The sequence below is a fragment of the Streptomyces sp. TBY4 genome, from assembly GCF_024213195.1.
GTDB lineage: Bacteria > Actinomycetota > Actinomycetes > Streptomycetales > Streptomycetaceae > Streptomyces.
The window spans coordinates 764,848-788,672 of record NZ_JANAVF010000002.1; the positions used below are offsets into that span (position 1 = coordinate 764,848).

Consider the following 23,825-nt stretch of genomic DNA (forward strand, 5'->3'; position numbering starts at 1 on the left):
GGGATCTCGGCCGTTCCGTTCAGAGGGCCGGTGCGGCGACGCGCGGCAGCCATCGCTGGTGCACCGGTGCGGCGGGCCGCCGCAGCAGTTCGAGGCGGGGAGGCACCCGGTCGGTGCGCGCCGCCGGCGGCCGGGCGCTGCCCGCCCGCCAGGACCGGGCCCAGGGTGCGGCCGGCCCGCGGTACCCCTGGGCCGCGGCCGCGTGCAGGGTCCACAGCGGGTCGTGGAGCTGGGCGCGGCCCACCGCGCACAGGTCGGCGCGGCCCGCCAGGATCACCGAGTTCACGTCGTCGTAGGTGGAGATCGCGCCGACGGCGATGGTCGCCACCCCGGTGGTGTTGCGGATCAGGTCGGCGTACGGGGTCTGGTAGCTGCGGCCGAAGGGCGGCCGCTCGTGGGCGACGACCTCCCCGGTCGACACGTCGAGGGCGTCGGCCCCCGCCGCCGCCAGGGCGCGCGCGATGTGCACGGCGTCCGCCGCGTCGAGGCCGCCCTCGGCCCAGTCCGCGGCCGAGATGCGGACCAGGAGCGCCTTCCCGGCCGGCCACACCGCCCGTACGGCGCCCAGCACTTCGAGGGGGAAGCGCAGCCGGTTCGCCACCGGCCCGCCGTACTCGTCGGTGCGCCGGTTGGTCAGCGGGGAGAGGAACCCCGACATCAGATGGCCGTGCCCGTACTGGAGTTCCAGGACGCCGAAGCCGGCCCGGTCGGCGCGTTCGGCCGCGCGCACGAAGTCCCGTACGACCAGGTCCATATCGGCGCGGCCCGCCTCGCGGGGGACCTGGCCGTTCTCCTCCCAGGGCAGCGGGGAGGCGGCCAGCAGCGGCCCCCCGGCGGCCCGCCGCCCGGCGTGGGTGAGCTGGATGCCCAGGCAGGTGTCGGACTGGCCGTGCGCGAAGTCGGTGATCCGGCGCCAGGCGGCCTCCTGCTCGTCGGTCCACAGGCCCGGGCAGCCCGCGTCCGGCCGGCCGTCGGCGCTGACCGCCGTCATACCCGCGATGACCAGGGCCGCGCCGCCGAGGGAGTGCGTGCCCAGGTGGACGAGGTCGAAGTCGCCCGGGACTCCGTCGACGGCGGTGGACAGGGCCATGGGCGGTACCACGATCCGGTTGCGCAGGTGCAGGCCGCCGAGCCGGAAGGGCCGGAACATGGGCGGGACCGGCGCCGAGGTGTTGACGGCGTTGGTGAACTCCTCGTCGCGCACCCGCAGGTTGTCGTAGGTGACCCGGCGGCTGCGGGTCAGCAGGTTGAAGGCGAACTGGTGCGGATCCTGGCCGGTGTACCGGTCGATGTGCTCGAACCACTCCAGGCTGGCCTGCGCGGCCCGCTGCGTGGACTCCACGACCGGCCTGCGCTCCTCCTCGTAGGCGGCCAGCGCGCCCTCCACGTCCGGGTGTTCGTGCAGGCACGCGGCGAGCGCGAGGGCGTCCTCCATGGCGAGCTTGGTGCCGGAGCCGATGGAGAAGTGGGCCGTGTGCGCGGCGTCCCCGAGCAGCACGGTGTTGCCGTGCCGCCAGGTGCGGTTGCGCACGGTGGTGAAGCGCAGCCACTTGGAGTTGTTGGGGATGAGCCGGTGGCCGTCCAGGTGCGCTGCGAGGATCTCCTCGCAGCGGCGGATCCCCTCCTCGTCGCTGGCGCCCGGGGCCGGGTCCTGGCCGGCGGACCCGGCGAAGCCGCCGCGTCGCCAGGTGTCCTCGTCCATCTCCACGATGAAGGTGGAGCGGGTGTCGTCGTACGGGTACGCGTGCACCTGGAGGGTGCCGAAGTCCCGCTCCTCGACGATGAAGGTGAACGCCTCGAAGACCTTGTCGGTGCCCAGCCACATGTACCGGCCCGCGCGTTCGTCGAGATCGGTGCCGAAGGTGCCGGCGTAGGCCGCCCGGGTGGCCGAGCGCACGCCGTCGCAGGCGACCACCAGGTCGTATGCGGCGGCCAGTTGCTCCGGCGGCGGGGCCTGCGTGCGGTAGCGGACGTCCACCTCCAGGGCGGCGCACCGCTCCTGGAGGATCTGCAGCAGCCGGCGCCGGCCCAGCGCGGCGAAACCGTGCCCGCCGGAGGTGAGGGTCCGGCCGCGGTGGCGGACGTCGATGTCGCTCCAGCGGGCGAACTCCGCCGACATCGCGGCGTGCACGAAGGGGTCCGCCTGGGCGATTCCGTCGAGGGTCTCGTCGGAGAAGACCACCCCGAAGCCGAAGGTGTCGTCGGGGGCGTTGCGTTCCCAGACGGTCACCTCCCAGTGCGGGGAGATCTGCTTGGCCAGGGCGGCGAAGTACAGGCCGCCCGGCCCGCCTCCGATGACTGCTATGCGCACGGGGCGCCTCCTCGGTGGTTCTCGATCAGTTCGGGGGCCTGCCGGCCGGCCTTCGTGAGGACCTCGCGGACCTCGGCGGGCCAGGGGGTGGTCCCGGTCGCGCGGGCGGCCGAATGGGCGATGACCATGCGGCCGGTGGCGGCCTCGGTGCCGTGCGGGCCGCCTGCTCCGTTCGGGCCCGGCTCGCCGCGGACGGTGAAGGCGTAGTGGAGGGAGCTCGCGCCGACCTTGGTGACCCGCAGCTCGGTCCGCACGGCCTCGCCGAACCAGAGACGGGCCCGGTAGTCGGCCTCGAAGTGGACCCGGGGCGTGCTGCCGAAGAGGTGCGACAGGCCCAGGCGGCGCAGCAGCACGGCCTCGGCCGCCTCGACCCAGCGGATCACGGTGGAGTGGTGGTAGTGGCCCGCGGCGTCGGTGTCGGTCCACTCGACCCGGCGCTCGACGACGACGCTGGGCAGGTCCGGCACCTGCGCCTCGGGACACCCGCCGTCGTCCGGTGCGGGGGCGGTGTGGTCCGACTCCCGTCCACGGGCGCGGAGTTCGCCGCGCCGGAGCTTGCCGGTCTCCGTCCGGGGGAGCTCGGCGACGAACTCCACCGCACGCGGGTACTTGAACGGGGCGATGGCCGCCTTGACGTGCTCCTGGAGCTCGCGGACGGTCGCCGGGCCGGCCGGGACGCCCGCGCGCAGCACCACGTACGCCTTGACGAGCATGCCGCGCCGTTCGTCGGGGACCCCGACGACACCGCAGTCCGTCACGTACGGGTGGTCGGCGAGCGCCTTCTCGACCTCGGGCCCCGCGATGTTGTAGCCCGAGGAGACGATCATGTCGTCGCTGCGGGCCACGTACCAGAAGTAGCCCTCGGCGTCGCGGACGTAGGTGTCGCCCGTGATGTTCCAGCCGTCCCGGACGTACGTGGACTGGCGCGGGTCGTCCAGGTACCGGCAGCCGGTGGGCCCGGTGACGGCCAGGAGCCCCGGCTGCCCGTCGGGAACGGGATCCCCGTTCGCGTCGACCACGGCGGCCCGGTAGCCGGGGACGGGCCGGCCCGTGGAGCCGGGGCGGATGTCCTCGTCGGCGGCGGAGATGAACACGTGGAGCATCTCGGTGGCGCCGATGCCGTCGATGATGCGCAGCCCGGTCGCGGCGCGGAACTCCTCCCACACGGCGGCGGGCAGGGGTTCGCCCGCCGAGACGCAGCGGCGCAGTCCGGCCAGCCGGTCGGCCGCACCCGCGGCCAGGATCGCCCGGTAGGCGGTGGGCGCGGTGAACAGGACAGTCACCCCGTGCTCGGCGACGAGGTCGGCCAACTGCCCTGGCGTCGCGGCCTCGACGAGCAGGGTGGCGGCCCCGACCCGCAGGGGGAAGACCACCAGCCCGCCGAGGCCGAAGGTGAACGCGAGCGGCGGGGTGCCGGTGAACACGTCGTCGGACTGCGGCCGCAGGACGTGCCGGGAGAAGGTGTCGGCGTTGGCGAGCACGTCCCGGTGGAAGTGCAGGGTCGCTTTGGGGCGGCCGGTGGTGCCCGAGGTGAAGGCGATCAGGGCCACGTCGTCCGCGGCGGTGTCCACGGCGGTGAAGACCCCGGCCTTGGCCGAGCAGCGGACGGTGAGGTCGTCCTCGCCGGATCCGCCGTAGGCGACCAGTCGCGGGGCGGGGTTCTCGGCGGAGTCCTCCATGGCGGCCGCTTCGAGTTCGCCGAGGTAGCGGTGGTCGCACAGGGCGACGGCGGGGCGGCTGATCTCGCACAGCGCGGCCAGCTCGGCGGCCCGCAGCAGCGGCACCGTGGTGACGGCCACGCCGCCGGCCTTGAGCACGCCGAACCAGGCGGCGACGAGCCAGGGGTTGTTCGGGCCGCGCAGCAGCACGCGGTTCCCGGGGACGAGGCCCAGGTCCTCGGTGAGCACCTGGGCGACCTGGTCGGCGCGCTGCTGCAGTTCGCCGTACGTCCAGCGCTCGTCGGTGGTCAGCAGGCAAGGGCGGTCGGGCCCCCAGCGCTCGACGGCGTCGTCGAGGAGGCTGCGGGCGCAGTTGAGCCGGTCCGGGTAGTTCAACTCCGGTAGATCGAAGTGGAGTTCGGGCCAGAGATCGAACGGCGGAAGTCGGTCGCGGCAGAAAGTGTCGGCGTGTGCCGAAGGGGAGAGCTCCATGGGGCGGCACCTCGTTCAGGGAGCAGCGGGGGAGATGGGGCAAGTATCTCGATAAATTGGCGCTCGTCAATTCCCCGCCATATTTCACGAGGCGATCGCCCCCCCCGCGGCCCGGCCGGTGCGTCAGGCGGCCGGCACGCGGACGCGTACGGACTTGCCGAACTCGTCCACCCCGACGCTGAGCCGGCCCCCGGCCCCGGCGGCCATCAGGTGCACGATCAGCAGGCCGCGCCCGTCCTCGGCGTCCGGGTCCGCCTCGGCCCGCTGGTGCGGGAGCCGGGGCAGCGCGGGGGATCCGTCGGTGACCTCCAGCTGGAGCCATCCGCCGCGCAGGGAGATCCCGACGCGCAGGCGGCCCGCGTCGGCGGCGTGCAGGACGACGTTGCCGACCAGCTCGCTCACGGCCAGCAGGAGGACGTCCGCGATCTCGGCGGAGACCTCCCAGCCGTCGAGCACGGACCGGACGCGGGAGCGGATCAGGGGGACGGTCGCCGCGGTGGGCTCCGCGGCCCAGCGTCCGAAGCCGCGGGCCCGGGAGGCGGCCGGGGTGGCGGCGGGCCGGGTGGCGGAGCGGGCGGACGGGGAGGGCGTGGAGGCGGGGGGCGTGGAGATGAGCATGACGTGCTCCCGGAGGGGAAGGCGACGACATTCGCGCGGCGGCTCGTGTAACTGCCGGGGAACTGGGACTGCCCGTGCTCTTGTGGTCTGCGGAAACGCGTCGCTAGAGTCGTGATTACACGTGTAACACGCTAGACCTGCTCGCCGGCTCGCGCAAGCATTTCGGACATACGTACCAGATTGGAAGGGCCGCAATGACCCAATCGCCCCCCGCCGCGATCGATCCGGCGGACATGACCTGGCCGCCGCCGCCGTTCCGGACCCCCGTGTCCGCCGTGGTGGACGCGGACGGAGTCCGCCGCTTCGAGGGGATCACCTACGCGACCTCCCCCGGCTACCGCCCCCGGCTGCTCGACGTCCACGTACCCGCGGGTGAGGGCCCCTTCCCCGTGGTGGTGTGGATCCACGGCGGCGGCTGGCTGGACGGCGACCGGCGCTATCCGCCGCCGACCGTGCCCGTCGAGCTGCTGCACGGGTCGGTGCTGGGGGCCGGGCTCGCCCTCGTCTCGATCGACTACCGGCACAGCCTGGAGGCCCCCTTCCCGGCCCAGCTGCACGACGTGAAGGCCGCGATCCGCTACGTCCGCCGGTTCGCCGCCGACCTGGGCCTGGACCCGGACCGGATCGGCGTCTGGGGCGAGTCCGCCGGCGGTCACCTGGCGGCCCTCGCCGGGGTCGTCGGCGCGGACACCCCGGACGCGGCGGCCCTGGAGGGCGCACAGGGAGTGGGCGCCGGCGACACCGCCGTACGGGCCGTCGTCGACTGGTACGGGGTCTCCGACCTGGTCACCCTCTCCGCGCACCCCATGCCGGCGTTCCCGCCGCTGCCCGGCGGAGCCGAGCTCCCCGACCCGTACGAAGCCCTCCTCGGCGCGTCCGTCGCCGAGCGGCCCGACCTGGCACGGGCCGCGAGCCCGGTCACGTACGCCGTCGAGGGCTCCGACCCGCCGCCGTTCCTCCTGATCCACGGAACCCTGGACGGGCTGGTCCCGTACAGCCAGAGCGAGGAGCTCGCCGCGGCCCTCGAGAAGGCCGGGGGCGAGGCGGTCCTGACCCCGGTGGAAGGCGCCGACCACATCTTCCTCGGCTCGCCCGACATCGGCCGCATCGTCGCCGACAGCGTGGCCTTCCTCGCCCGCCACCTGGGTGTCTGAGGTTGCCGCCACCGCACGTGCCGGTTCCCCCCTCCGCCACTGAACGGCGGAGGGGGGAACCGGAGACGGGCCCGGGCGCCGGGGTCCCGGGGGACCGTCAGCCGGTGCAGCCGGGGACCGTGCCGACCGGGCTGCAGTTGTTCGGCCGGTTGGCGCGGACCTCGTCGCCGTTCAGCGTGAGGACGCCGGAGGCCTTGAAGATGCCGCCGCCGTCACCCGCCCGGTTGTGGGTGACGGTGTTGTTCTTCAGCGTCGTGGTGCCCAGCCCCTCCGGTCCCCCGGCGTGGTAGAGGCCGCCGCCCTGCGCCGTGCCGCCCTTCGCGGTGGCCGTGTTGCGCAGGACCTTGTTGCGCTCGGCCTTCAGGCTGCCGCCGTCGGGGTTGTCGATGCCGCCGCCCTGCGCCGTGCCGCCCGGCGCCTCGGCGGTGTTGGCGGTGATCTGGCTGTCGGTCAGCTCCAGGGTGCCGAAGGGGCCCAGCCGGACGCCGCCCCCGCGCGCCGTGCCGTTCTCCGCGACGGCCCGGTTTCCGCTGATCTTCACCCCGCTCACGGTCATCAGGGCGTTGGTGGCGAGGCCGCCGCCCTGCGCGGTGCCGTTCGGCGCGTCCGAGGTGTTGTCCGAGATGGAGCCCCCGGTGATTTTCATCGTGCCCGGCTCAAGGACGCCGTTGGAGACGGCGGCGCGCGCGAAACCGCCCCGGGCGAAGGCGCGGTTCTTGTTGATGACCGTGTTCTCGACGGTGGTCTCGGCGAAGCTGATGATGCCCGCCCCGAAGGCGAAGCTCTGGGTGTCGGCGGTGACGGTCGCGGTGTTCCCGGTCAGCCGGGAATCGGTGACCGTGAGCGGACCGTCGTTGGCGATGGCGCCACCCGCGGCCCCGCTGCCGAGGTCGGTGCCGCTGTAGACGACGTGGTTCCCGGTCACCTCGGTCTCGCTGATGCTGCCGGTGCCGGGGTTGTCGATGCCGCCGCCCTGGGCGAACACGTCGGACTGGGACGTATTGCCGGTGAACTTGCTGCGGGTCACCGTCATCCTGCCGAGGTTGGAGATGCCGCCGCCGCAGGCCAGGCCCGGCGGGTCGGGGAAGGCGGGGCAGTCCGTGGCGAAGCCGCCGCTGATCGTCGTGCGGGTGAGCGTGAGGTCGCCCGCCGGGCCGACGAGGAGGATGCGGAACTTCGGGACCTTGTGGCCGCGCTCGTCCCGCTTGATCGTGGCCCCGCGCCCGTCGATGGTGATCTTGCTGGTGATCACCGGCAGCCCGTTGCCCGGGTTCACGGGGTCGGGCGCCGTCAGCTTGTACGTGCACGAGCGCGCGAGGTGGAGGGTGTCCGGTCCGGGCGAGCCGTTCGCGGCGTTGATCGCCGCGACGAGATCGGGAACCGAGCAGGGAACCTGCACGGGGGCGGCGTGGGCGGCCGGGGCGGGGACCGCCACCAACGCACCTGCCACGAGACCGAGGACGGCCGGGACGTGCCGACGACGAGACATCGGAGGACTCCTCCTTCTGGGCTGCGCTGAGCTGCGCTGCGGGGCCGGCCGTCACGGGACCGCGACCGGCCGAGCCCAGCCGACCACGCGCGAGCGCCGCAGGCTCCCCGGCTTGGTCCGGACAGGCGGGCGGACAGCCCGTACGGAGCACGAACGCGTGCGAACGGGCCAAGGGCCCGAAGGCGTGCTCGCGACGGAGGGCCAGGCCCGGCCCTCAGGAGGTCTCGCGCTGGACCAGGACCGCCTCTATGTCGGGCACGGGCGCCGTGGTGCCGGTCTCGATCAGCTCGTGCACGGCGTCGGCGACCATGGCCGGCGAGGCCAGGTCCAGGCGGATCGAGGTCAGCGGCGGTTCCTGGAGCGCGGAGAGGACCAGGTCGTCGGAGCCCACGACCGCCACGTCCCGCGGTACGGAGATCCCTTCGGCCCGCAGCGCATGGAGGAGCAGGGCGGCGTACTCGTCGTTGTACGCGAACACGGAGTCCAGCCCGAGGCTCCGCCAGCGCCTGGCCAGCGCGATCGCGGACTCCCGGGTGTACGAGAGCTCCACCGGGGTCACGGTCGCCATGTGGCGGGCGGCGACGGATTCGGCGCCGGCGAGCCGGGGCGCGGCGAACAGGCCGAGGCCGCGTTCCTGGGGCATGACCACGCCGATACGGGTCCGGCCGCGGGCGATCAGGTGCTCGGCGGCGGTGGCGCCGATCAGGGCGTGGTCGAAGCCGATGGTGTGCACGCCCGGTACGGGGCGGGCGGCGAAGGCGAGCAGCCCCCGCACTCCGGCGCGCCGCAGCAGCTCGGCGGCCTGCGCGGTGAGGCGGTCGCCGTCGAGGGCGATGACGGCCGCCGGACGCAGTTCCGCCCAGGCGCGGGCGGCGTCGAGGGGATCGGTGAAGCGCCCGGCGTGCAGGACCGCGGTGTAGCCGTGCCGGTCCAGCTCGCTGTGCAGGTCGTCGACCCAGTCGCTGACGAGGCGGCCGACCGCGGAGATCGACGAGGGCATCAGGACGAGGTTGCTGCGGCCGGCCCGCAGGGACCGGGCCGCGGCGTGCGGTACGTAGCCGAGCTGCCGGGCGGCGTCGAGGACGCGCGCGCGGGCGGCCTCGCCGACGCGGTGCCCCTGGGTGTCGTTGAGGACGAAGGAGACCGTGGCGCGGGACACCCCGGCGAGACGGGCCACGTCGGCGCTGGTCGGGGACGCCGGTACCGGCACAGGAGTCTCTTTGGCCATGACGTCGATCGACGCTCCTTTTGATCGGCTCGATGCCTTCCCTTCGAAGGTTACACGAGTTAGATCAAGGGAGCGGGGGCCCGCCCGGATGGGCGGAGGGCTCCGGAGGAGGACCGGCCTCGCGTGGAACCGCCGGTCGGCGTGATCGTGCCGACCGGCGGGGGAGTGGCGCGGGAGTCCGTCAGTGGTACAGCACCGCGCCGAAGCGGAGGGACTTGTAGTCCTCCGGTCGCGTGGTGAGGTCGGACAGGCCGAAGTCGGTCGAGCCGGTGCCGCCGATGACGCCGGTGGCGCTGATGGGGAGTTTCCAGGCCCGTCCGGTGTAGGCGTCCTCGCCGTATCCGCCCACGTACAGCTCGGGACGGCCGTTCTTGTCACTGTCGATCAGGGCGACGTCGCTGCCGAAGTGGTCTTCTCGCTCGGCGGTGTTCGGGATGCCGGTGGAGTTCTGGGTCAGGGCCTTGGCCCCGGTGCCCGTGATGCCGGTCGGGCCGCCGCGCAGGACGGTGATCGCTCCGGTGTCCTTCTGTGCGTCGGTGGCGCCGTCTTCCGTCGGTGCGCCGATGACGATATCGGCGTAGCCGTCGCCGTTGGTGTCGCCGACGGTCACCGTGCGGCCCCAGGCGTCGAAACTCTCGTCCGCACCGGGGATGCCGTCCTTGCCCTGGACGAGGACCTGCGGCTTGAGGGTTTCGTGCACGCCCTTGGGGCCGCCGTACGTGACGTGGACCTCGCCCTCAGGCGATCCGGGGCCCGAGTAGGCTTGCGGGTCGCCGCTGACCAGGTCGAGGTATCCGTCCTTGTTGATGTCGCCGAACTCGAAGGGACCGTCTCCGGTGGCGAATTTGCTCCCGGTGGGCAGCAGTGCTCCGGTGGGCGAGGTGGTCAGCAGCGTGGCGATGGGACCGTCGGGGTAGTGAAAGTCTCTGACCACGATGTCGGAGCGGCCGTCGCCGGTCATGTCCGCGATGGCGAGTCCTCGGGGCCGGAACCCGTCCTTGGCGAGGGTGTCACGGAACGTGCCCTTGTAGGCGGGCTTCCCGGTGCGGTCGAAGGGGCCGAACATGGCCACGATGCCGGTCTTCGTGGGTTCCGAGCCGGGGACGGAGTTGTCGACGGCCACCACGGCGTCGGGCTTGCCGTCGCCGTTGAGGTCACCGATCTTGAGGTCCCGGACCCTGGTGCGGGGGCTGAGGACCGAGCCCGGGTTGAGGACGGCCGATCCGGTGAAGCCGGGTTCCTTTCCGCCGAAGTACACGTTCGTGCCGCTGATCAGGTCGTCGTAGCCGTCCCGGTCCAGGTCCCCGTGATCCTTCCCGTGGGAGTCCCACATTTCCTTGAGGGGCGGCACGTGGGGGCCGGAGGGGTCGAGCACGACGGCGCGGTCGTTGCGGAACCCTTCGGCGGATCCGTAGAGGAGGGCCAGCGCGCCCGCATTTGCCTTGCCGCGTACTTCCGTGGTCGGGGCGGTGATGAGGAGGTCGGGGTAGCCGTCGCCGTTGAAGTCGGCTTGGGCCCGCGGCTTGGCCGCGTTGGTGGCGGCGCCGGCGGTGGTCGGCGTCAGGCCGATGGCGGCGAGAGCCGTTATGCCGGTGACGGCGAAGGTCATGGTGGAGCGCGTGCGCAAGGTTTCCCCCCTGGTGGTGAACAAGATGAACAGTCCCTCCCACCGGTGATCAAATCATCCGCGTCCGGTGGAGACGGAGGTCGGCCCCGCTCCTGGGGAGGGCGGGCGCCGCGTCCGGCCCTGCGGCCGGTGCGGAGCGCTTCACGATCGGCGTCCCGTACGGAGCCTTCCCTTCGTCCGGACCGGCCCGGGATACTCGACCTCGACCTCGACCTCGCCCCCGGCAACGTCTGCTCGGGGCGTTTGTCCACCTGTGGTCAAGGGGGCGTGGACATGCTGGAGCGATTCAGGCGGAGTGCGGCTCGTGCAGTTGCGGTGGGGCTGGCGACGGCGGGACTCGCCGCACTGGCCTCCGCGCCCGCGCACGCGGCTGCCGGGGACTGTTCGCTGGCCGGGTGCTCGATCACCTACAACTACTCCGGCATCTCGGCAACCGCGGTGCGGGACTGGACGTGCGACTCGGGCACCACCGGTACCTCGTCCACGGGATGCGTGTCGCTGTCCTACACGGAGTGGCTGAGCAACGGCGAGCGCACTCCCGGGAGGAGCGACGATCGGGGCGGCGACTGGGACGCGTTCCGGGTGGACGCGGGCTGGTGTTACCTGGTCGAGCTGCACGCACCGGGGAAGAAGTGGCACATGCGCTATGACCGGCGCGGAAGCTCCACACCGGTGTACGTGAAGGTGGAGGACTACGGGACGGCGTACATCCGGGGCCAGTCCACGACCTCCTGCCCTTGATCGGGTGAGTCCGGGAGCAGGGGCGGGGTTCAGGCCGGCCGGTCGGCGGTTCGCTCGTGCAGGCGCAAGGAGTCGCCTGCGAGGTCGTCGAGCGCGGTGACCACGGAGTCGAAGCGCATCGTCGTGCGGGTGCCCTTCTCGTACGGGTTCCACCTCGGCATGCCGGGGTGGTTCGGGTCGCCGGTGCGGGCGAAGGCGATCCAGGCCTCGTGCATGGTGCGGGCGAGGCCGTCGCGGACGGCGGGGTTCAGCCCTGCCGTCAGGGGGGCGTGGGCCCACTGGTCGAAGTTGGCGAAGGCGAAGGGCAGTTCGAGGCAGTGCGCGGCCCCGAGCCGGCCGTCGTAGGCGACGGCGGGGAGGTCGAACTGGTAGGCCCACACGGGGTGTTCCGTCTGGGCCCGTGCTTCGGCGAGCCTGAGAGCGGGGACCCGGAAGAGCTCGTCGGTGATGAGGTCCATCAGGACGTCCGCCGGTCCGGCCCCCGGCCGGGCACGCTCGTACGCCGCGTACACGCCGGGGGCGGCTTCGGGGCCGAAGGTGTCCGCGATCCGGGCGGTCACCCGGTCCGGGTCGGCCGTGGCGTACGCCTCGTTCAGGGCGAAGCCGAAGTTGGCCTCCTCCCGGGTCCAGCCGATCATCACCTCGATGCCGGCCGCGGCCCCGTGCAGCAGGGACTCGGCGGGGTGCCGGGGCAAGGTCACGCCGTCGATCACGGGCAGGAAGGGCGTCGGCCAGTAGCCCCAGCGTGTCGTCCGGCCGAAGAGCCCACCGGTGGCGCCGATCAGTGCCGGCCACGGGAGGGCGCGCAGCTCGGCCAGAGTCTTGACCCCGGCGAGCTCCATGAAGGCGGCGGTGCGCTCCAGGGAGGCTTCGGGCGTGGGGAGGTCCAGTCCGAAGGGCGGGCTCATCAGGATCACCCGGCGGATCAGGCCCTGGGATTCCGGCAGTCCGGCAAGGGCAGCGGTGGACACCGCGCCCCCCGACTGGCCCGCGACGGTGATCGAGTCCGGGTCGCCACCGAAGGCGGCGATGTTGTCCCGTACCCAGCGCAGGGCGGTGAGCTGGTCGGTCAGCCAGTGGTTGGCGCCGGATCCCTTCGGCTCGTCCTCGGAGCCGGTGTAGAGGTAACCGAGCGCACCTATGCGGTAGTTGATGCTGACGACGACCAGGTCGCCGTCGCGGGAGAAGGTCGCGCCGGAGTAGTTCGGAAGCGACCCGGAGCCGGAGACGAAGCCGCCGCCGTGGATCCAGACCAGCACGGGTCGCCGGGCGTCGTCGGCCGCGGGCGTCCAGATGTCGAGGGTCAGGCAGTCCTCGTCGAAGGGCGGCGAGCCGTGCCCGCCGAGGACGGGGTCGCCGCCCTCCAGGTGCATCTGCGGGGCGCTGGGGCCGTCCGCGGTCGCGTCCCGGGTGCCGGTCCAGCCCGGGTGCGGCCGGGCGGGCCGCCAGCGCTGCTCGCCGACCGGGGGTGCCGCGTAGGGCACGGCCCGGAAGACGGCGAGCCCGTCCTCGAACGTCCCGCGGAGCGAGCCCGGGGGTGCGTGTACGTGTGCCACGGGCTGATCGGGTCCTGGGGGCACTGGCATGAGTCGATCCTTCCTGGGCTGCGCGCCGGGCGCGCGCCGACCTGCTGAGGGTATGGCGATAAATTGGCGACAGTCAATGTTCCGCGATAACCCTCCCTCACAGCCAGAGGGTGTCGGCCGCCATCCGTTCCGCCTCCGTCTTCAGCAGCGGTGCGAACGCCCGCCACAGGAGCAGGCAGGCCCCCGTGGCGGCCAGGGCGCCGGCGAAGGTGTCGCTCAGCCACTGGGCGTGCTGCCAGGTGCGGCTCCACATCATGGCGCCGGTGTAGGCCGCGCCGAACAGCCACCACCAGCGTCGCCCGCCCGGCGGGAACAGCACCACCGCGGCCGCGATCACCAGGGCCACCGCGCTGAAGACCTGGCCGGAGGGGTACGAGCCGTCGTTGACCAGGACCCAGGTGTGCGGCGGCCGCGGTCGGTCGGCGAGCTGCTTGAGCGGCAGCACCAGGAGCAGGTTGGCCACGATGGCCGCGGTGAACACGAAGAGCGCCGACCGCCAGCGCCCGTACATCGACAGGCAGCCGATCAGCAGCAGCGGCAGGACCGTGCCGAGCGGTCCGCCCAGCCGGTCGAGCACGGTGGCGAACCCGCTGGCGCTGTCGGCGGGCGAACCAGTCAGTGAGGCGTCCCACGCGTCGTCGAAGCCCTGGAAGAAGGGCTGTTCGTCCAGGCGCAGGAGCAGTCCCATCAGTACGGACAGCAGGGTCAGCGCCGCGCCCCAGGCGAGGGCGTGACGGGGTGGAGCCGCGGGTACGGGGCGCCGGGGCGGCCGGGTGGGGATCGGGGGCGGGGTGACGGCGTGACCGGGGAAGCGGGACATGGCGAAACCTTTCGCGGCCGCCTCCTCCGCGGTGGGGGTGCGTGGGGAGGCGGGCGGACGAGCGCGAAGCGCGGGGACGGGCGGAACGGAAGCGGGCGCGCCTGGGGCCCGAGGGGCGGGCGGAAACTGCGCGCCGGGGGACGGGGGCACCGCGCACCGGGTCGGGTGAGTGGGTCCGGGCAGGTCGGCACGACGGCGGGGCCGCAGGGGTGGGCGGGCTCGGCCGGGGCGGGCGGCGGCGGGGCCGTCGCGGTGCGGCACGGAGTATTGCGGAAGCGTGACCGCCGCCACAAGGGCAAGAGGGTTCTCGGCCGCGCCGGACCCGCCCGGAGGCTGCATTCGATTGGTTACACGTGATCGAACTGGCCTTGGAGTACGGGTCACGATCTGTACGAAGCCCTGCGCCAACCCTTGGCTAGACCGGGGAACGGGTGCTACACAGTGTCCAGCACCTGAAGTGACACGTGTAACAACATCGTGTCCGCCACCCGCACCGCAGGCACTGCTCTGCACTGCACGCACCGCGCCGAGCAAGCGCCCCGCGTCAGCCGCATCACCCTCGGTGCGGCACTTCTCCGGCGACGCCCTCGTGCACGACAGCACCCTCGGCGTCTCCGTCCCCTCCCCGCGCACCGCAACGGCGGTCCCCCCACGCCACCTCCCCGCTCCGTCCCCCGAGGAGTCGTCATGGCTACGAACGAGATCATCGACCCGCCCGCCCCGGCGGATCCCGAACCCTCCCGCGGACGCGGGCTCATGCTCCTCCTCCTGGTCGCCAACTCCGCGATGATGGCCGTCTACATGGGCGTGGGCTCCGTCCTCCTGCCCACCCAGATCGCCGCCGTCGCAGGCGACGACAAGGTGGCCGTCCTGGGCCTGATCGGCGGCATCAGCGCGATCTTCGCCACCGCGTTCAACCCGATCGCCGGCGCCCTCTCCGACCGCAGCGGCCGCCGCAACCCCTGGGTCCTGGGCGGAGCGCTCGGCTCGCTCGCGGGGCTCGCCCTCCTCGGCAGCGTCACCACCGCACTGCTCGTCGGGATCGGCTGGTGCCTGGTCCAGGCGACGATGAACGTCTACCAGGCCGCCGTCACCGCGATCGTGCCCGACCGGGTGCCCGCCGCCCGGCGCGGTACCGCGTCCGCGCTGGTGGGGCTGGGCCTGCCCATCGGCGGCACGGTCGGCGTACTGATCGCCTCCCAGACCGCGGAGCACCTGCGCACCGGCTACCTCGTCTTCGGCGGGGTCATCGCCGCCGCCGCGCTGCTGCTCACCACCCTCTGCCGCGACGTACCGCGCTCCGAGCCCGTCCCGGACGCGCCCGCGGCCCCCAAGGGGGGCCAGATCAAGGCCTTCCTCTCCTCGCTCGGCCACCACGACTTCCGGTGGGCCTTCATCGGGCGCGCCCTGATGGTCCTCGGGTACTTCTCGGTGGTCGGCTACCAGCTCTACATCCTGGGCGACCACATCGCGCTCCCCGCGGGGCTGACCCCGCCCGCAGCGATGGCGGTCCTCACCCCCGTGTCGATGGTCGCGATGGCCGTCTCCACCATCGTCGGCGGACTGCTCTCCGACCGCTGGGACCGCCGCAAGGTGTTCGTCGGGGTCTCGGCGGCCCTCGCCGGGCTGGTCATGGTGGTCCCCGTCGTCAGCCCGACCTGGACGGGCATGATCGTCTTCAGTGCCCTGAACGGCCTGGCCTTCGGATGCTTCATGGCCGTCGACACCGCCCTCGTCACCCTGGTGCTGCCCCGGGCCGAGGACGCCGCCCGCGACATGGGCGTACTGAACATCGCGAACGCCGGGCCCCAGATCATCGCCCCGTTCGTCGCCTCCGCCGTGGTGACCACCCTGGGCGGGTACACCCCGCTGTTCCTGGTCGGCGGCGCGCTCTCGCTGATCGGCGCACTCGCCATCCTCCCCATCCGCAGCGTGCGCTGACCCCCTCCGGAGCCCGAAGTCCGCGCACTCCGGGTTCCCTTCGACCGCCGGGCCGCCCCTCCCGGGCGGCGGCCCGGTCCGCACTCCGGCGGGCGGGCTCGTGCCGAGGGTCGCGAGCCCGCCCCCCCCCCCCCCCCGGGCCCCACCCCACCCCACCCCACCCTCAGGTCCCTGTTCCCCTTCTCCACTTCTTCTCCCAAGGAGCGTTCCGTGCAACGCAAGCGAGTTCTGCCGTTGGCCGCCCTGCTGCTCTGCGCACCGGCCCTGGCCGGTACGGTGCCCGCCGCCGCGGCCGTGCCGCAGGCCGGGCCGGCGCCCGCACCCGTGCCCGCGGGCCCGCTGCGGATCCTGCTCACCAACGACGACGGCTACAACGCCCCCGGCATCCGCCTGGCCTTCGCGCGGCTGACCGCCGCCGGGCACGACGTCACCATCGTGGCCCCGCTCACCAACCAGAGCGGCGCCGGCACGAAGACGTCCAACGTCACGTCCGTCGCGGTACGACACCCCGAGCCGAAGGTGTGGGCGGTCGACGGAACCCCCGGCGACTCGGTGAGCTTCGGGCTCTCCGAGGTGTTCGAAGGACGAGCGCCCGACCTCGTCGTCTCGGGCACCAACTTCGGTCCGAACCTGGCGGCGATCACCAATCACTCCGGCACGGTCGGCGGCGCCATCGCCGGACTGGACGCCGGTATTCCCTCGATCGCCCTGAGCACCGGCGGCCTCGCGGTACCCGACCCCGTGACCACGGTCAACGCGATGGGCCCGACGCTCGACTTCGCCGTCAAGCTGATCGACCGGCTGCGCGCCCGGGCCCGCTCCGGCCCGCTGCTGCCCAAGGGTGTCGGCCTGAACGTCAACCACCCCGTCATCGGAGCCGACGGGAAGGGCACCCCGGCCGGGGTGGCCACCACCTTCCAGGACGCGCAGGCGCTGCTGAAGGCCGACTACACCGACGCAGGCGACGGCACCTGGAAGGTCGGCGTGACGCTGGACCTCAAGACGCCGGCCCGGGGCAGCGACGTGGAAGCCCTGGGCGCGGGGAAGATCGCCGTCAGCCCGATGAACGCCGACTGGAACACCGGAACGGCCGACTACGCCGTCACCGCGGCCCTGCTCGCCGGGCTCCGCCCGTAGGTCTCCGCACCAGCCGGTTCTCCGGGGGCGGGGCGGGCGTCCCGCACCACCGCGCCCCGCACCAGCCCTCCCCGCCCCCGGATCGTCCCCAACCCAGGAGTACGGATGTCACGACCAAGACCCTTACTCGGCACGCTGCTCGGCCTCGCCGCGCTGATCGCCGCCGCGCTCCCGGCGGCCTCCGCCTCTGCAGCCGCCGTCGGCGGCTTCCCCGACGGCGCCCCCCGCGGCCCGGCGGCACGCCCCGTGGTCCCCGTCGCCCAGGGCGCCCTGCGCGGCCGCGCGCACGGCGGCGGGGCGCAGGAGTTCCTCGGCGTGCCCTACGCCGCCGCCCCGGTCGGGGAGAACCGGCTGCGCGCCCCGCAGGCGCCCCGGCGCTGGAACGGGGTGCGCGAGGCCGTCGAACAGGCACCCGCCTGCCTGCAGTTCTCGCCGTTCGGGCTGAGCGACCCCTCGGCCGTCAGCGAGGACTGCCTCTACCTGGACGTGTACCGGCCCGGCCGGGCCCGCGCGGGAGCTCGGCTGCCGGTGATCCTCTGGATCCACGGGGGCGCGTACAGCCAGGGCACCGGCACCCAGTTCGGCGGACGCACGATGGCGGAGCTGACCGGCTCCCTCGTGATCAGCATCAACTACCGCCTCGGCCAGCTGGGTTATCTAGGCCTGCCCGAACTGGGCCGGGAGAACGCACTGCGCTCCGGCTCCTTCGGGCTCATGGACCAGATCCAGGCGCTGCGCTGGACGCGCGAGAACATCGCGGCCTTCGGCGGGGACCCGGGCAACGTCACGGTCTCCGGCCAGTCCGCGGGCAGCGGTTCGGTGTGCGGACTGCTGGCCGCCCCGGCGGCGGCCGGGCTCTTCCACCGGGCCGTGCTGCAGAGCGGGCCGTGCACGCTGCTGCGCACCCCCGACGGGGCGCGGGCCGAGTCCGAGGCGCGGGCCTTCGCCGCGCGTGCGGGCTGCCCCGATCCGGCCGGGGTCGTGGCGTGCCTGCGTGCCGCTTCGGGACCGTCGCTGGTGGACGCGGCCCGTACGCACGCCACTTCGGGTCCGGCATCGGGCGACGGGCTGCTCCCGAGGGATCCGGCCGCCGCGATCTCGGCCGGTTCCTGGAACAAGGTCCCGGTCCTGATCGGGAGCACCCGCTCCGAGGCGCGCCTCTTCGTCGCACTGACCCAGCCCGGACTGACGGCCGCGCAGTACGAGGCCCAGGTCCTGGCCGGCTACGGCGCCGCCGGGCCGGAGGTCCTCGCCCGCTACCCGGTCGCGGCGCACGGATCCCCGTACCTGGCGCTGTCGGCGCTCATGACCGATGCGACGTTCGCCTGCGAGACCGCACGGACGGCGCAACTGTTCGCCCGCCAAGTGCCCACCTTCTCCTATGAGTTCGACGACCCCGACTCGCCGACCCTGGCGGGCGCGCAGGTGCCCGGCCTGGACGAGTCGAACGCGCACAGCGCCGAGCTCGCCTACCTGCACGACTTCACCATGGGCGAGCGGCCCCTGACCTCGGTCCAAGTGGCCCTGGCGACGCGGATGAAGCGTTACTGGGGTGCCTTCGCCCGCCACGGGGTTCCCGCCGTGGCGGGGCAGACCCCCTGGCCCGCGACCGGTCCGGGCGGCACGGTGCTGACCCTGGCGCCCACGGGCGACCGGATCGGCGGAGCGTTCGAGGCCGAGCACCAATGCGGCTTCTGGCGCGACCAGCCCTCCCGGCCGCTCTGACGGGATACGAGACCCGGTGGTCCGCCGGAGGGATGATCCGGTGACCACCGAACAGGCGGCGGCCCGGGGGGTGCCGCCAAGCCGCCGGATGCCCCGAGGGCGCCGTCCCCAGGGGCGTCCGGCGGTTCACCGCATCCATGTCCGCCGATACTCGGCAAGGTCCGAAAGAGACGGCCTAGCGGGCGCCCGCCGAGGCGTGGGCGGGCGGTGCGGAGGCCGCGGCCGGCACTCCCGACGTGGCCTGCACGGTGTCGAGTTGGGCCTCCATGTCGTCGAGCGCGCTGCGCACCGCGGCGATCCGCAGCAGGAGCTCGTCGGCCGCGTCCGGCGGCGACTGCTTCGCCAGGAGCAGGGAGCGCTTCTCCTCCCTCTCCGCCTCGTCCTCCATCTCCCGCGCCTCCTCGAGGGCGTTGAGGACGACACCGATCAGGACGTTCACCAGCACGAAGGAGCCGAAGAGCACGTAGGAGGCGTAGAAGAGGATGCTCAGCGGGGAGATGGCCAGCCCCGCGTACACGGCGTCCCCGAGTCCCTCGAGCGTCATCAGCAGGAACAGCGTCAGCCCGGCCCGGCCGATGGACCCGTAGTGCTGCGGGTCGTGCTCGGCGAAGCAGATCCAGCCGATCATCGCGTACACGTAGACGATCAGGGCGCCCACGAACAGGAAGCTGACGGTGCCGGGCAGGCTGCGCCCCACCGCGACCAGGAGGATCCGCAGCTGCGGCATGAACCGGGCCGTCCGCAGGACCCGGGCCAGTCGCAGCAGCCGCAGCAGCGTGGTGTTCTCGCGGAGGAAGGGGATGAAGGCCGAGGAGACGACCAGCAGGTCGAAGACGTTCCAGGGATCCCGGAAGAAAGCTTTCGGCCGGTCGGCGTGCGCGCCCAGGCGGATCAGCATCTCCAGGGTGAAGGCGATCACGCAAAAGCGCTCGGTGGCCGCGAGGAGGCCGCTGTACTCGGCGGCGAGCCCGCTGTAGGTCTCGGCCCCCAGCAGTGCGGCGTTGAAGAGGATCACCGAGAAAACGGTGAGCGAGAACGCGGGCGCCTCGCACACGTCACGGCAGTGTGCGGCAAGCCGTCCGCGCCAGGTGTCCACCGCGGTCTGGTCGGTCATCGTGCTCCCTCGTACGTGCCACCGACCGCCCCGGCCCGCACGCGCCGGCTGCGCCGCGACGGAAGACGAGGCAGCCGAGGCGATGTTCATGTTCCGGGTCGTGTAACGCCCTACGGGGGAATTCGAGACGCCCTGGAGCGCTACATCGCCCGATCGGGGACCCGGCCCGCCTGTAGCCGGTCGCGGGGCGGCGGGCAGGATGGGTGCATGACGAGTGGTGACGGTGGGACAGGACAGGCATGGGCCGCGCTGGGCGGCCCCGGGGAACTGGCCGGGCGGGTCGGCTACCAGGGGCCCAGCGGGCTGGGGGACGGGCCGCTGCCCGTACGGGAACTCGCGCGGGCCACGGTCGGGGTGTGCGCGCTGGCTGCCGCCGAGCTGGCCGCCGTACGGGCGGGGGGCGGCGCGGAAGACGTGGCTCCGCTGCTGGTCGACGAAGGGGCCGTGGCCACGGCGTTCGTCAGCGAGCGCCACCTGCTGATCGACGGCCGGGCGCCCGTGACCTTCGCGCCGCTGTCCGGCTTCTGGCGGGCCGCCGACGGGTGGGTGCGGACGCACGCCAACTATCCGCACCACGAAGCCGCCTTGGCGCGCGTCCTGGGGACCGGAACCCGGGAGGGCGTGGCCGCGGCGATCGCCCGGCGGCGGGCGGTGGACGTCCAGGAGGAGGTCTACGCGGCCGGCGGGCTGGCGGTGGCCGTGCTGACGGAGGGGTTCGGCGCGCCGCAACCCCTCGTGGAGCGAACCTGCTCGGGCGTGCGCGGGCGGCCCCTCGGGCCGGTCGCCGCGGGGACGGGAGCACCGCTGGAGGGGGTGCGGGTGCTCGACCTGACCCGGGTCATCGCCGGTCCGGTGGCCACCAGGACGCTCGGACTGCTCGGTGCGGACGTGCTGCGGATCGACTCCCCGGGGCTCCCGGAGTCGGACGACGCCTACGCGGACACCGGTTTCGGGAAGCGCTCCGCCGTCCTGGACCTGGCGGCGGCGGAGGACCGGGAGGTGCTCGACGGCCTGCTGGCCGGTGCGGACGTGGTGGTCACGGGCTACCGGCCGGGAGCGCTCTCGCAGTACGGGCTGGGCGCGGAGGAACTGCTGGCGCGGCGGCCGGGACTGGTGGTCGCCGAGCTGTGCGCATGGGGCCGGCAGGGCCCCTGGGCGGGACGCCGGGGCTTCGACTCGCTCGTACAGGCGGGGTACGGGATCTCCGCGGCCTGCGGGGACGGAACCGCCCCCGGGGTGCTTCCGGCGCAGGCGCTGGACCACGGCACGGGGTACCTGGTGGCGGCCGGAGTCCTACGGGCCCTCGCGGAGGGCGGTGGACAGGCCCTGCGGTTCTCCCTGGCGGGTACGGCGTCGTGGCTGGTCCGCGAGGTGCCGGGGGCCGGCGCCCCCGTACCGGGCTACAGCCCGGATCCTTGGCTGCGGGAGACCGGATCGGGATACGGGCCGCTGCGGTACGCGGCTTCGCCCCTCGGCGGCCCCGACTGGAGCCGGGGCCCCTCCCGCTGGGGGACGGACCGGCCCGCCTGGCTCTGACGTTGGTGCCGCCGCCCCCGGGGTGTGGGGGCGGCGGCAACCGCTCGGACGGGCCGACCCGATCGGATCGATCGAACGGGTCGGACGGGTCGGACGGGTCGGACTGTCAAACCGTCGGACTAGAAGTACACGTTCCAGGTCACGCTGACCGAGGAGGACTTGCCCGCGGCGTCGGTGACCGTGAGGGTGCTGCTCCCGAAGCCCCAGGTGGTGGGCGAGCCGGTGATGACACCCGTGGCCGCGTTGATGCTCAGGCCGGCCGGCAGACCCGTGGCCTTGAAGGCGTACGGCTTGGTGCCGCCGGTGGTCTGGAGGGAGAGGGAGACGGGCTTGCCGATGTAGACGACCTGGTTGCCCGGGTTCGTCAGGACCGGGCTGGTGCCCGTGACCGTGGTGACGGTCCAGGAGAAGGTGGCGGACGCGCTCTTGCCCGCGCTGTCGGTGGCCGTGACGGTCACGCTGGAGGTGCCGGCGGTGGTGGCGGTGCCCGTGACGGTGCCGGTGGAGGAGCCGATGCTCAGGCCCGCCGGGAGGCCGGTGGCCGACCAGGAGTAGGGCGCGGTGCCGCCCGCGGCCTTGACGGTGAGGCTCGCCGCGGCGCCGACGGCGGAGCTCTGGCTGCCGGGGTTGGTCACGGACAGGGCCGTACCCGCAGTCGTGATCGTCCACGAGAAGGAGGCGGAACCGGTCTTGCCGGCGTTGTCGGTGGCGGTGACGGTCACGTTGGAGGTTCCGGCCGTGGTGGGGGTGCCCGTGATGGTCCCGGTGGAGGAGTCGATGGCCAGCCCGGCGGGCAGGCCCGTAGCGGACCAGGTGTAGGGGGCCGTGCCGCCCTCGGCGCTGTTCCTCAGCTCGGGTATGCGGGCGCCGATGACGCCGTTCTGGGCCGAGACCGCGGCGACGGTGACGTTTCCGGGCTGGGGGGCCGTGACGACCAGGGCGAGGTTGAACCGGGACAGGGCCTCGACCACGGGCTGGAAGATGGTGAACTTCTCACCGCTGCCCGAGGTGCAGGTGGCGCTGCCGCCGCCGGAGTGCAGGCCGACGGCCTTGCCCCCGGTCGCGGTGACGTACGCACCGCCCGAATCGCCGCCCGCGGAACAGGCGTTGGAGTACGACAGACCGTCGATGACCACGTTGCCGTAGTCCACGCTCTGGTCGACCTTGGTGACCTCGCCGCACCGCATGCCCGTGGTCTGCCCGGAACGGCAGATCGCGGTGCCGACCACGGCATCGGCCGAGCCGGTGACGGGGACGGTGGTGTGGGTCGCGTCGCCCGCCACGTACGGGGAGAGGTTCCACCCCGACTGGTCCACGTCGACGACGCCCATGTCGCCCTCCCGGGCGTTGACGCTGCTCCTGCCGTCCTTGTTGGACGTGCCCACACGGGTCCCGTCCTTGCCGTAGGCGGCCTGGTTGACGTCGTTGGTGCAGTGACCGGCCGTCAGGAAGGTCTTGGCGCCGCCGGTCACCCGGGTGGCGGCGAACCCGATGGAGCAGGGGCTCTCGCTGCCGGGCACCCACTTCTCGCCACCGGTCACGTCGGCCTGCTGCCGCGGGCCGCCGTCGGTCTCCGTGACGTGGACGATGCCGCCCAGGGCGGCGAGCCGGGCCACGAAGGCGTCGGTGGAGGCGTTGCGCGCCGTCCGGTCCACCGTGACGTCGATCCGGTTGTTCCGGACGTCGGGACCCCACGACACCACACCCGCGATCCCGGACCCGATGTCCCGCGTCACGGTCCGCGCGGTGGCGGCCAGTTCGGCCCGGCTGTAGCGGACCGGCCGGGCCACGGCGCCCGCGTCCCGCACCAGGGCGGCGTCCGCGGCGCTGGAGACGGCCGCGTTCAGGCGGCCCGTGGAGGAGTCGAACCACAGGCCCGCCACCCGGTCGCCGACCCGGCCCCGGATGACGGTGGCCGCCTTGCCGGCCGCCGCCTCGTCCGCGATCCGGTCGCGGACCTGCCCGGCGGAGAGGTGGAGATCGCGCTGCATGGCCTCGAGGACCTGCGGGGCCGCGGGGGCGGTGGCGGCGGTGGCGTGTGCGGGCAGGACGCCGAGGCCGCTGAGCGCGACGACGGCCGTGACCGAAGCGGCCGTGGCGGAGGCCCACTTGGACCTGTTGGAAAGACTTCGCACGGAAATCCCTTCATGGGGGGCGGACCGGAGGGGAAGCCGGTTCGGATGCGCGTCCCGTGGGGGAGACGGGACCCTTCGAGCCCCCGGAGCACCGATGTCGGGGAGCCGCGTCCGCGCACTCCGGGGTGGCCAACAGAGTGATCCCGGGCCGGCGCCGCGAGCATCGGAGGAATCCCTTGCGGGTCGCCTGCCGCGGGCTGAACAGCCCCAACACGACTGGCTCCGCCCCGTGTTGTCAGCCCGCGCGGCCGGATCAGGGCTTACGCGCGCGGCGCGGGCAGGGAGCGGGGGTGGGGCCGGGGCCCGCGCGGGCCGGGGCCGGGGGCGGGCACGGGCCCCGTGCCGCGTGCGGGTACGGAGTCTCGTGCGGGTACCGGAGGTCGCGTCGCGCCCGCGTACGGAGCCTCGCGTCGCGTGTGCGTACAGGAGGCGGCGCCATGCGCGCGTACGGATCCCCGCGCCCCGCGCCCGTACGTGCTCCGGGCCCGGAGTTCCGGGTCCGGGGGTGGGGCG

The 23,825-nt window shown here is 73.5% G+C and carries 16 protein-coding genes and 1 pseudogene; 6 read left to right on the plus strand and 11 right to left on the minus strand.

Translation table 11 applies throughout. The features are described 5' to 3' along the window. Window positions 1–19 precede the first annotated feature (19 nt). The 4 genes and pseudogenes from NLX94_RS07665 to NLX94_RS07680 form a co-directional block, all read right to left on the minus strand. The gene (locus tag NLX94_RS07665; protein WP_254381821.1) at window positions 20–2,311 is read right to left on the minus strand and encodes an FAD-dependent monooxygenase; all 2,292 of its coding nucleotides are present in this window, start codon (window positions 2,309–2,311) and stop codon (window positions 20–22) included. Further along, window positions 2,302–2,778: a thioesterase family protein gene (locus tag NLX94_RS07670; protein WP_254381894.1), complete on the minus strand. Its 477-nt coding sequence runs from the start codon at window positions 2,776–2,778 to the stop codon at window positions 2,302–2,304. Before NLX94_RS07670 ends, NLX94_RS07665 begins: the two co-directional genes overlap by 10 nt. Window positions 2,779–2,838: 60 nt before the next feature. Further along, a pseudogene (locus tag NLX94_RS07675) lies at window positions 2,839–4,461 on the minus strand (AMP-binding protein); the annotation flags it as partial. 123 nt (window positions 4,462–4,584) lie between these two features. Further along, entirely contained in the window at window positions 4,585–5,079 is a 495-nt protein-coding gene (locus tag NLX94_RS07680) for an ATP-binding protein (RefSeq protein ID WP_254381822.1), read from the minus strand. A 194-nt stretch (window positions 5,080–5,273) separates the two neighbouring features. On the opposite strand from NLX94_RS07680, the gene NLX94_RS07685 reads away from it, so the two are divergent. Further along, entirely contained in the window at window positions 5,274–6,233 is a 960-nt protein-coding gene (locus NLX94_RS07685) for an alpha/beta hydrolase (protein ID WP_254381823.1), read from the plus strand. Window positions 6,234–6,330: 97 nt separating this feature from the next. Here NLX94_RS07685 and NLX94_RS07690 read toward each other — a convergent pair whose 3' ends face one another. From NLX94_RS07690 to NLX94_RS07700, 3 genes are all read right to left on the minus strand, one after another. After that, the gene (locus NLX94_RS07690) at window positions 6,331–7,722 is read right to left on the minus strand and encodes a hypothetical protein (RefSeq protein WP_254381824.1); all 1,392 of its coding nucleotides are present in this window, start codon (window positions 7,720–7,722) and stop codon (window positions 6,331–6,333) included. Window positions 7,723–7,936: 214 nt separating this feature from the next. Further along, window positions 7,937–8,950, minus strand: coding sequence for a LacI family DNA-binding transcriptional regulator (locus NLX94_RS07695; RefSeq protein ID WP_254381825.1), 1,014 nt, complete (start codon window positions 8,948–8,950; stop codon window positions 7,937–7,939). A 181-nt stretch (window positions 8,951–9,131) separates the two neighbouring features. Beyond that, a complete protein-coding gene (locus NLX94_RS07700; protein ID WP_254381826.1) occupies window positions 9,132–10,577 on the minus strand; it encodes an FG-GAP-like repeat-containing protein in 1,446 nt (481 codons plus the stop codon). A gap of 315 nt (window positions 10,578–10,892) precedes the next feature. On the opposite strand from NLX94_RS07700, the gene NLX94_RS07705 reads away from it, so the two are divergent. Further along, the gene (locus tag NLX94_RS07705; RefSeq protein ID WP_254381827.1) at window positions 10,893–11,318 is read left to right on the plus strand and encodes a hypothetical protein; all 426 of its coding nucleotides are present in this window, start codon (window positions 10,893–10,895) and stop codon (window positions 11,316–11,318) included. A gap of 29 nt (window positions 11,319–11,347) precedes the next feature. On the opposite strand, the gene NLX94_RS07710 is transcribed toward NLX94_RS07705, so the two are convergent. After that, on the minus strand, window positions 11,348–12,874 hold the full coding sequence (locus NLX94_RS07710) for a carboxylesterase/lipase family protein (protein WP_254381828.1): 1,527 nt from the start codon (window positions 12,872–12,874) through the stop codon (window positions 11,348–11,350). Between the two features lie 127 nt (window positions 12,875–13,001). Next, window positions 13,002–13,724 (minus strand): phosphatase PAP2 family protein, encoded by a 723-nt coding sequence (locus NLX94_RS07715; protein ID WP_254381829.1) that lies wholly within the window; start codon window positions 13,722–13,724, stop codon window positions 13,002–13,004. Between the two features lie 687 nt (window positions 13,725–14,411). Here NLX94_RS07715 and NLX94_RS07720 point away from each other — a divergent pair. The 3 genes from NLX94_RS07720 to NLX94_RS07730 all read left to right on the plus strand — a co-directional run bounded on the left by NLX94_RS07720 (window position 14,412) and on the right by NLX94_RS07730 (window position 18,527). Further along, window positions 14,412–15,665 (plus strand): MFS transporter, encoded by a 1,254-nt coding sequence (locus NLX94_RS07720; protein ID WP_254381830.1) that lies wholly within the window; start codon window positions 14,412–14,414, stop codon window positions 15,663–15,665. Window positions 15,666–15,875: 210 nt separating this feature from the next. After that, complete coding sequence (gene surE, locus NLX94_RS07725; RefSeq protein WP_254381831.1) at window positions 15,876–16,802, plus strand: 5'/3'-nucleotidase SurE; 927 nt, start codon at window positions 15,876–15,878, stop codon at window positions 16,800–16,802. Between the two features lie 105 nt (window positions 16,803–16,907). Further along, window positions 16,908–18,527: a carboxylesterase/lipase family protein gene (locus NLX94_RS07730; RefSeq protein ID WP_254381832.1), complete on the plus strand. Its 1,620-nt coding sequence runs from the start codon at window positions 16,908–16,910 to the stop codon at window positions 18,525–18,527. Between the two features lie 175 nt (window positions 18,528–18,702). Here NLX94_RS07730 and NLX94_RS07735 read toward each other — a convergent pair whose 3' ends face one another. Beyond that, window positions 18,703–19,641, minus strand: a complete 939-nt coding sequence (locus NLX94_RS07735) for an ion transporter (protein WP_254381833.1) — start codon at window positions 19,639–19,641, stop codon at window positions 18,703–18,705. A 207-nt stretch (window positions 19,642–19,848) separates the two neighbouring features. Between NLX94_RS07735 and NLX94_RS07740 the strand changes: the two genes are divergently transcribed. After that, entirely contained in the window at window positions 19,849–21,177 is a 1,329-nt protein-coding gene (locus NLX94_RS07740) for a CoA transferase (protein ID WP_254381834.1), read from the plus strand. Window positions 21,178–21,296: 119 nt separating this feature from the next. On the opposite strand, the gene NLX94_RS07745 is transcribed toward NLX94_RS07740, so the two are convergent. Then, window positions 21,297–23,312, minus strand: coding sequence for a putative Ig domain-containing protein (locus NLX94_RS07745; protein WP_254381835.1), 2,016 nt, complete (start codon window positions 23,310–23,312; stop codon window positions 21,297–21,299). Between the last annotated feature and the right edge of the window lie 513 nt (window positions 23,313–23,825).

What these genes read in the sequence shown, in the direction of transcription:
- NLX94_RS07680 (WP_254381822.1), bottom strand. Translation starts at nt 5,079, where the DNA reads ATGCTCATCTCCACGCCCCCCGCCTCCACGCCCTCCCCGTCCGCCCGC.
- NLX94_RS07715 (WP_254381829.1), bottom strand. Translation starts at nt 13,724, where the DNA reads ATGTCCCGCTTCCCCGGTCACGCCGTCACCCCGCCCCCGATCCCCACC.
- NLX94_RS07735 (WP_254381833.1), bottom strand. Translation starts at nt 19,641, where the DNA reads ATGACCGACCAGACCGCGGTGGACACCTGGCGCGGACGGCTTGCCGCA.
- NLX94_RS07690 (WP_254381824.1), bottom strand. Translation starts at nt 7,722, where the DNA reads ATGTCTCGTCGTCGGCACGTCCCGGCCGTCCTCGGTCTCGTGGCAGGT.
- NLX94_RS07720 (WP_254381830.1), top strand. Translation starts at nt 14,412, where the DNA reads ATGGCTACGAACGAGATCATCGACCCGCCCGCCCCGGCGGATCCCGAA.
- NLX94_RS07685 (WP_254381823.1), top strand. Translation starts at nt 5,274, where the DNA reads ATGACCCAATCGCCCCCCGCCGCGATCGATCCGGCGGACATGACCTGG.
- NLX94_RS07730 (WP_254381832.1), top strand. Translation starts at nt 16,908, where the DNA reads ATGTCACGACCAAGACCCTTACTCGGCACGCTGCTCGGCCTCGCCGCG.
- NLX94_RS07695 (WP_254381825.1), bottom strand. Translation starts at nt 8,950, where the DNA reads ATGGCCAAAGAGACTCCTGTGCCGGTACCGGCGTCCCCGACCAGCGCC.
- NLX94_RS07740 (WP_254381834.1), top strand. Translation starts at nt 19,849, where the DNA reads ATGACGAGTGGTGACGGTGGGACAGGACAGGCATGGGCCGCGCTGGGC.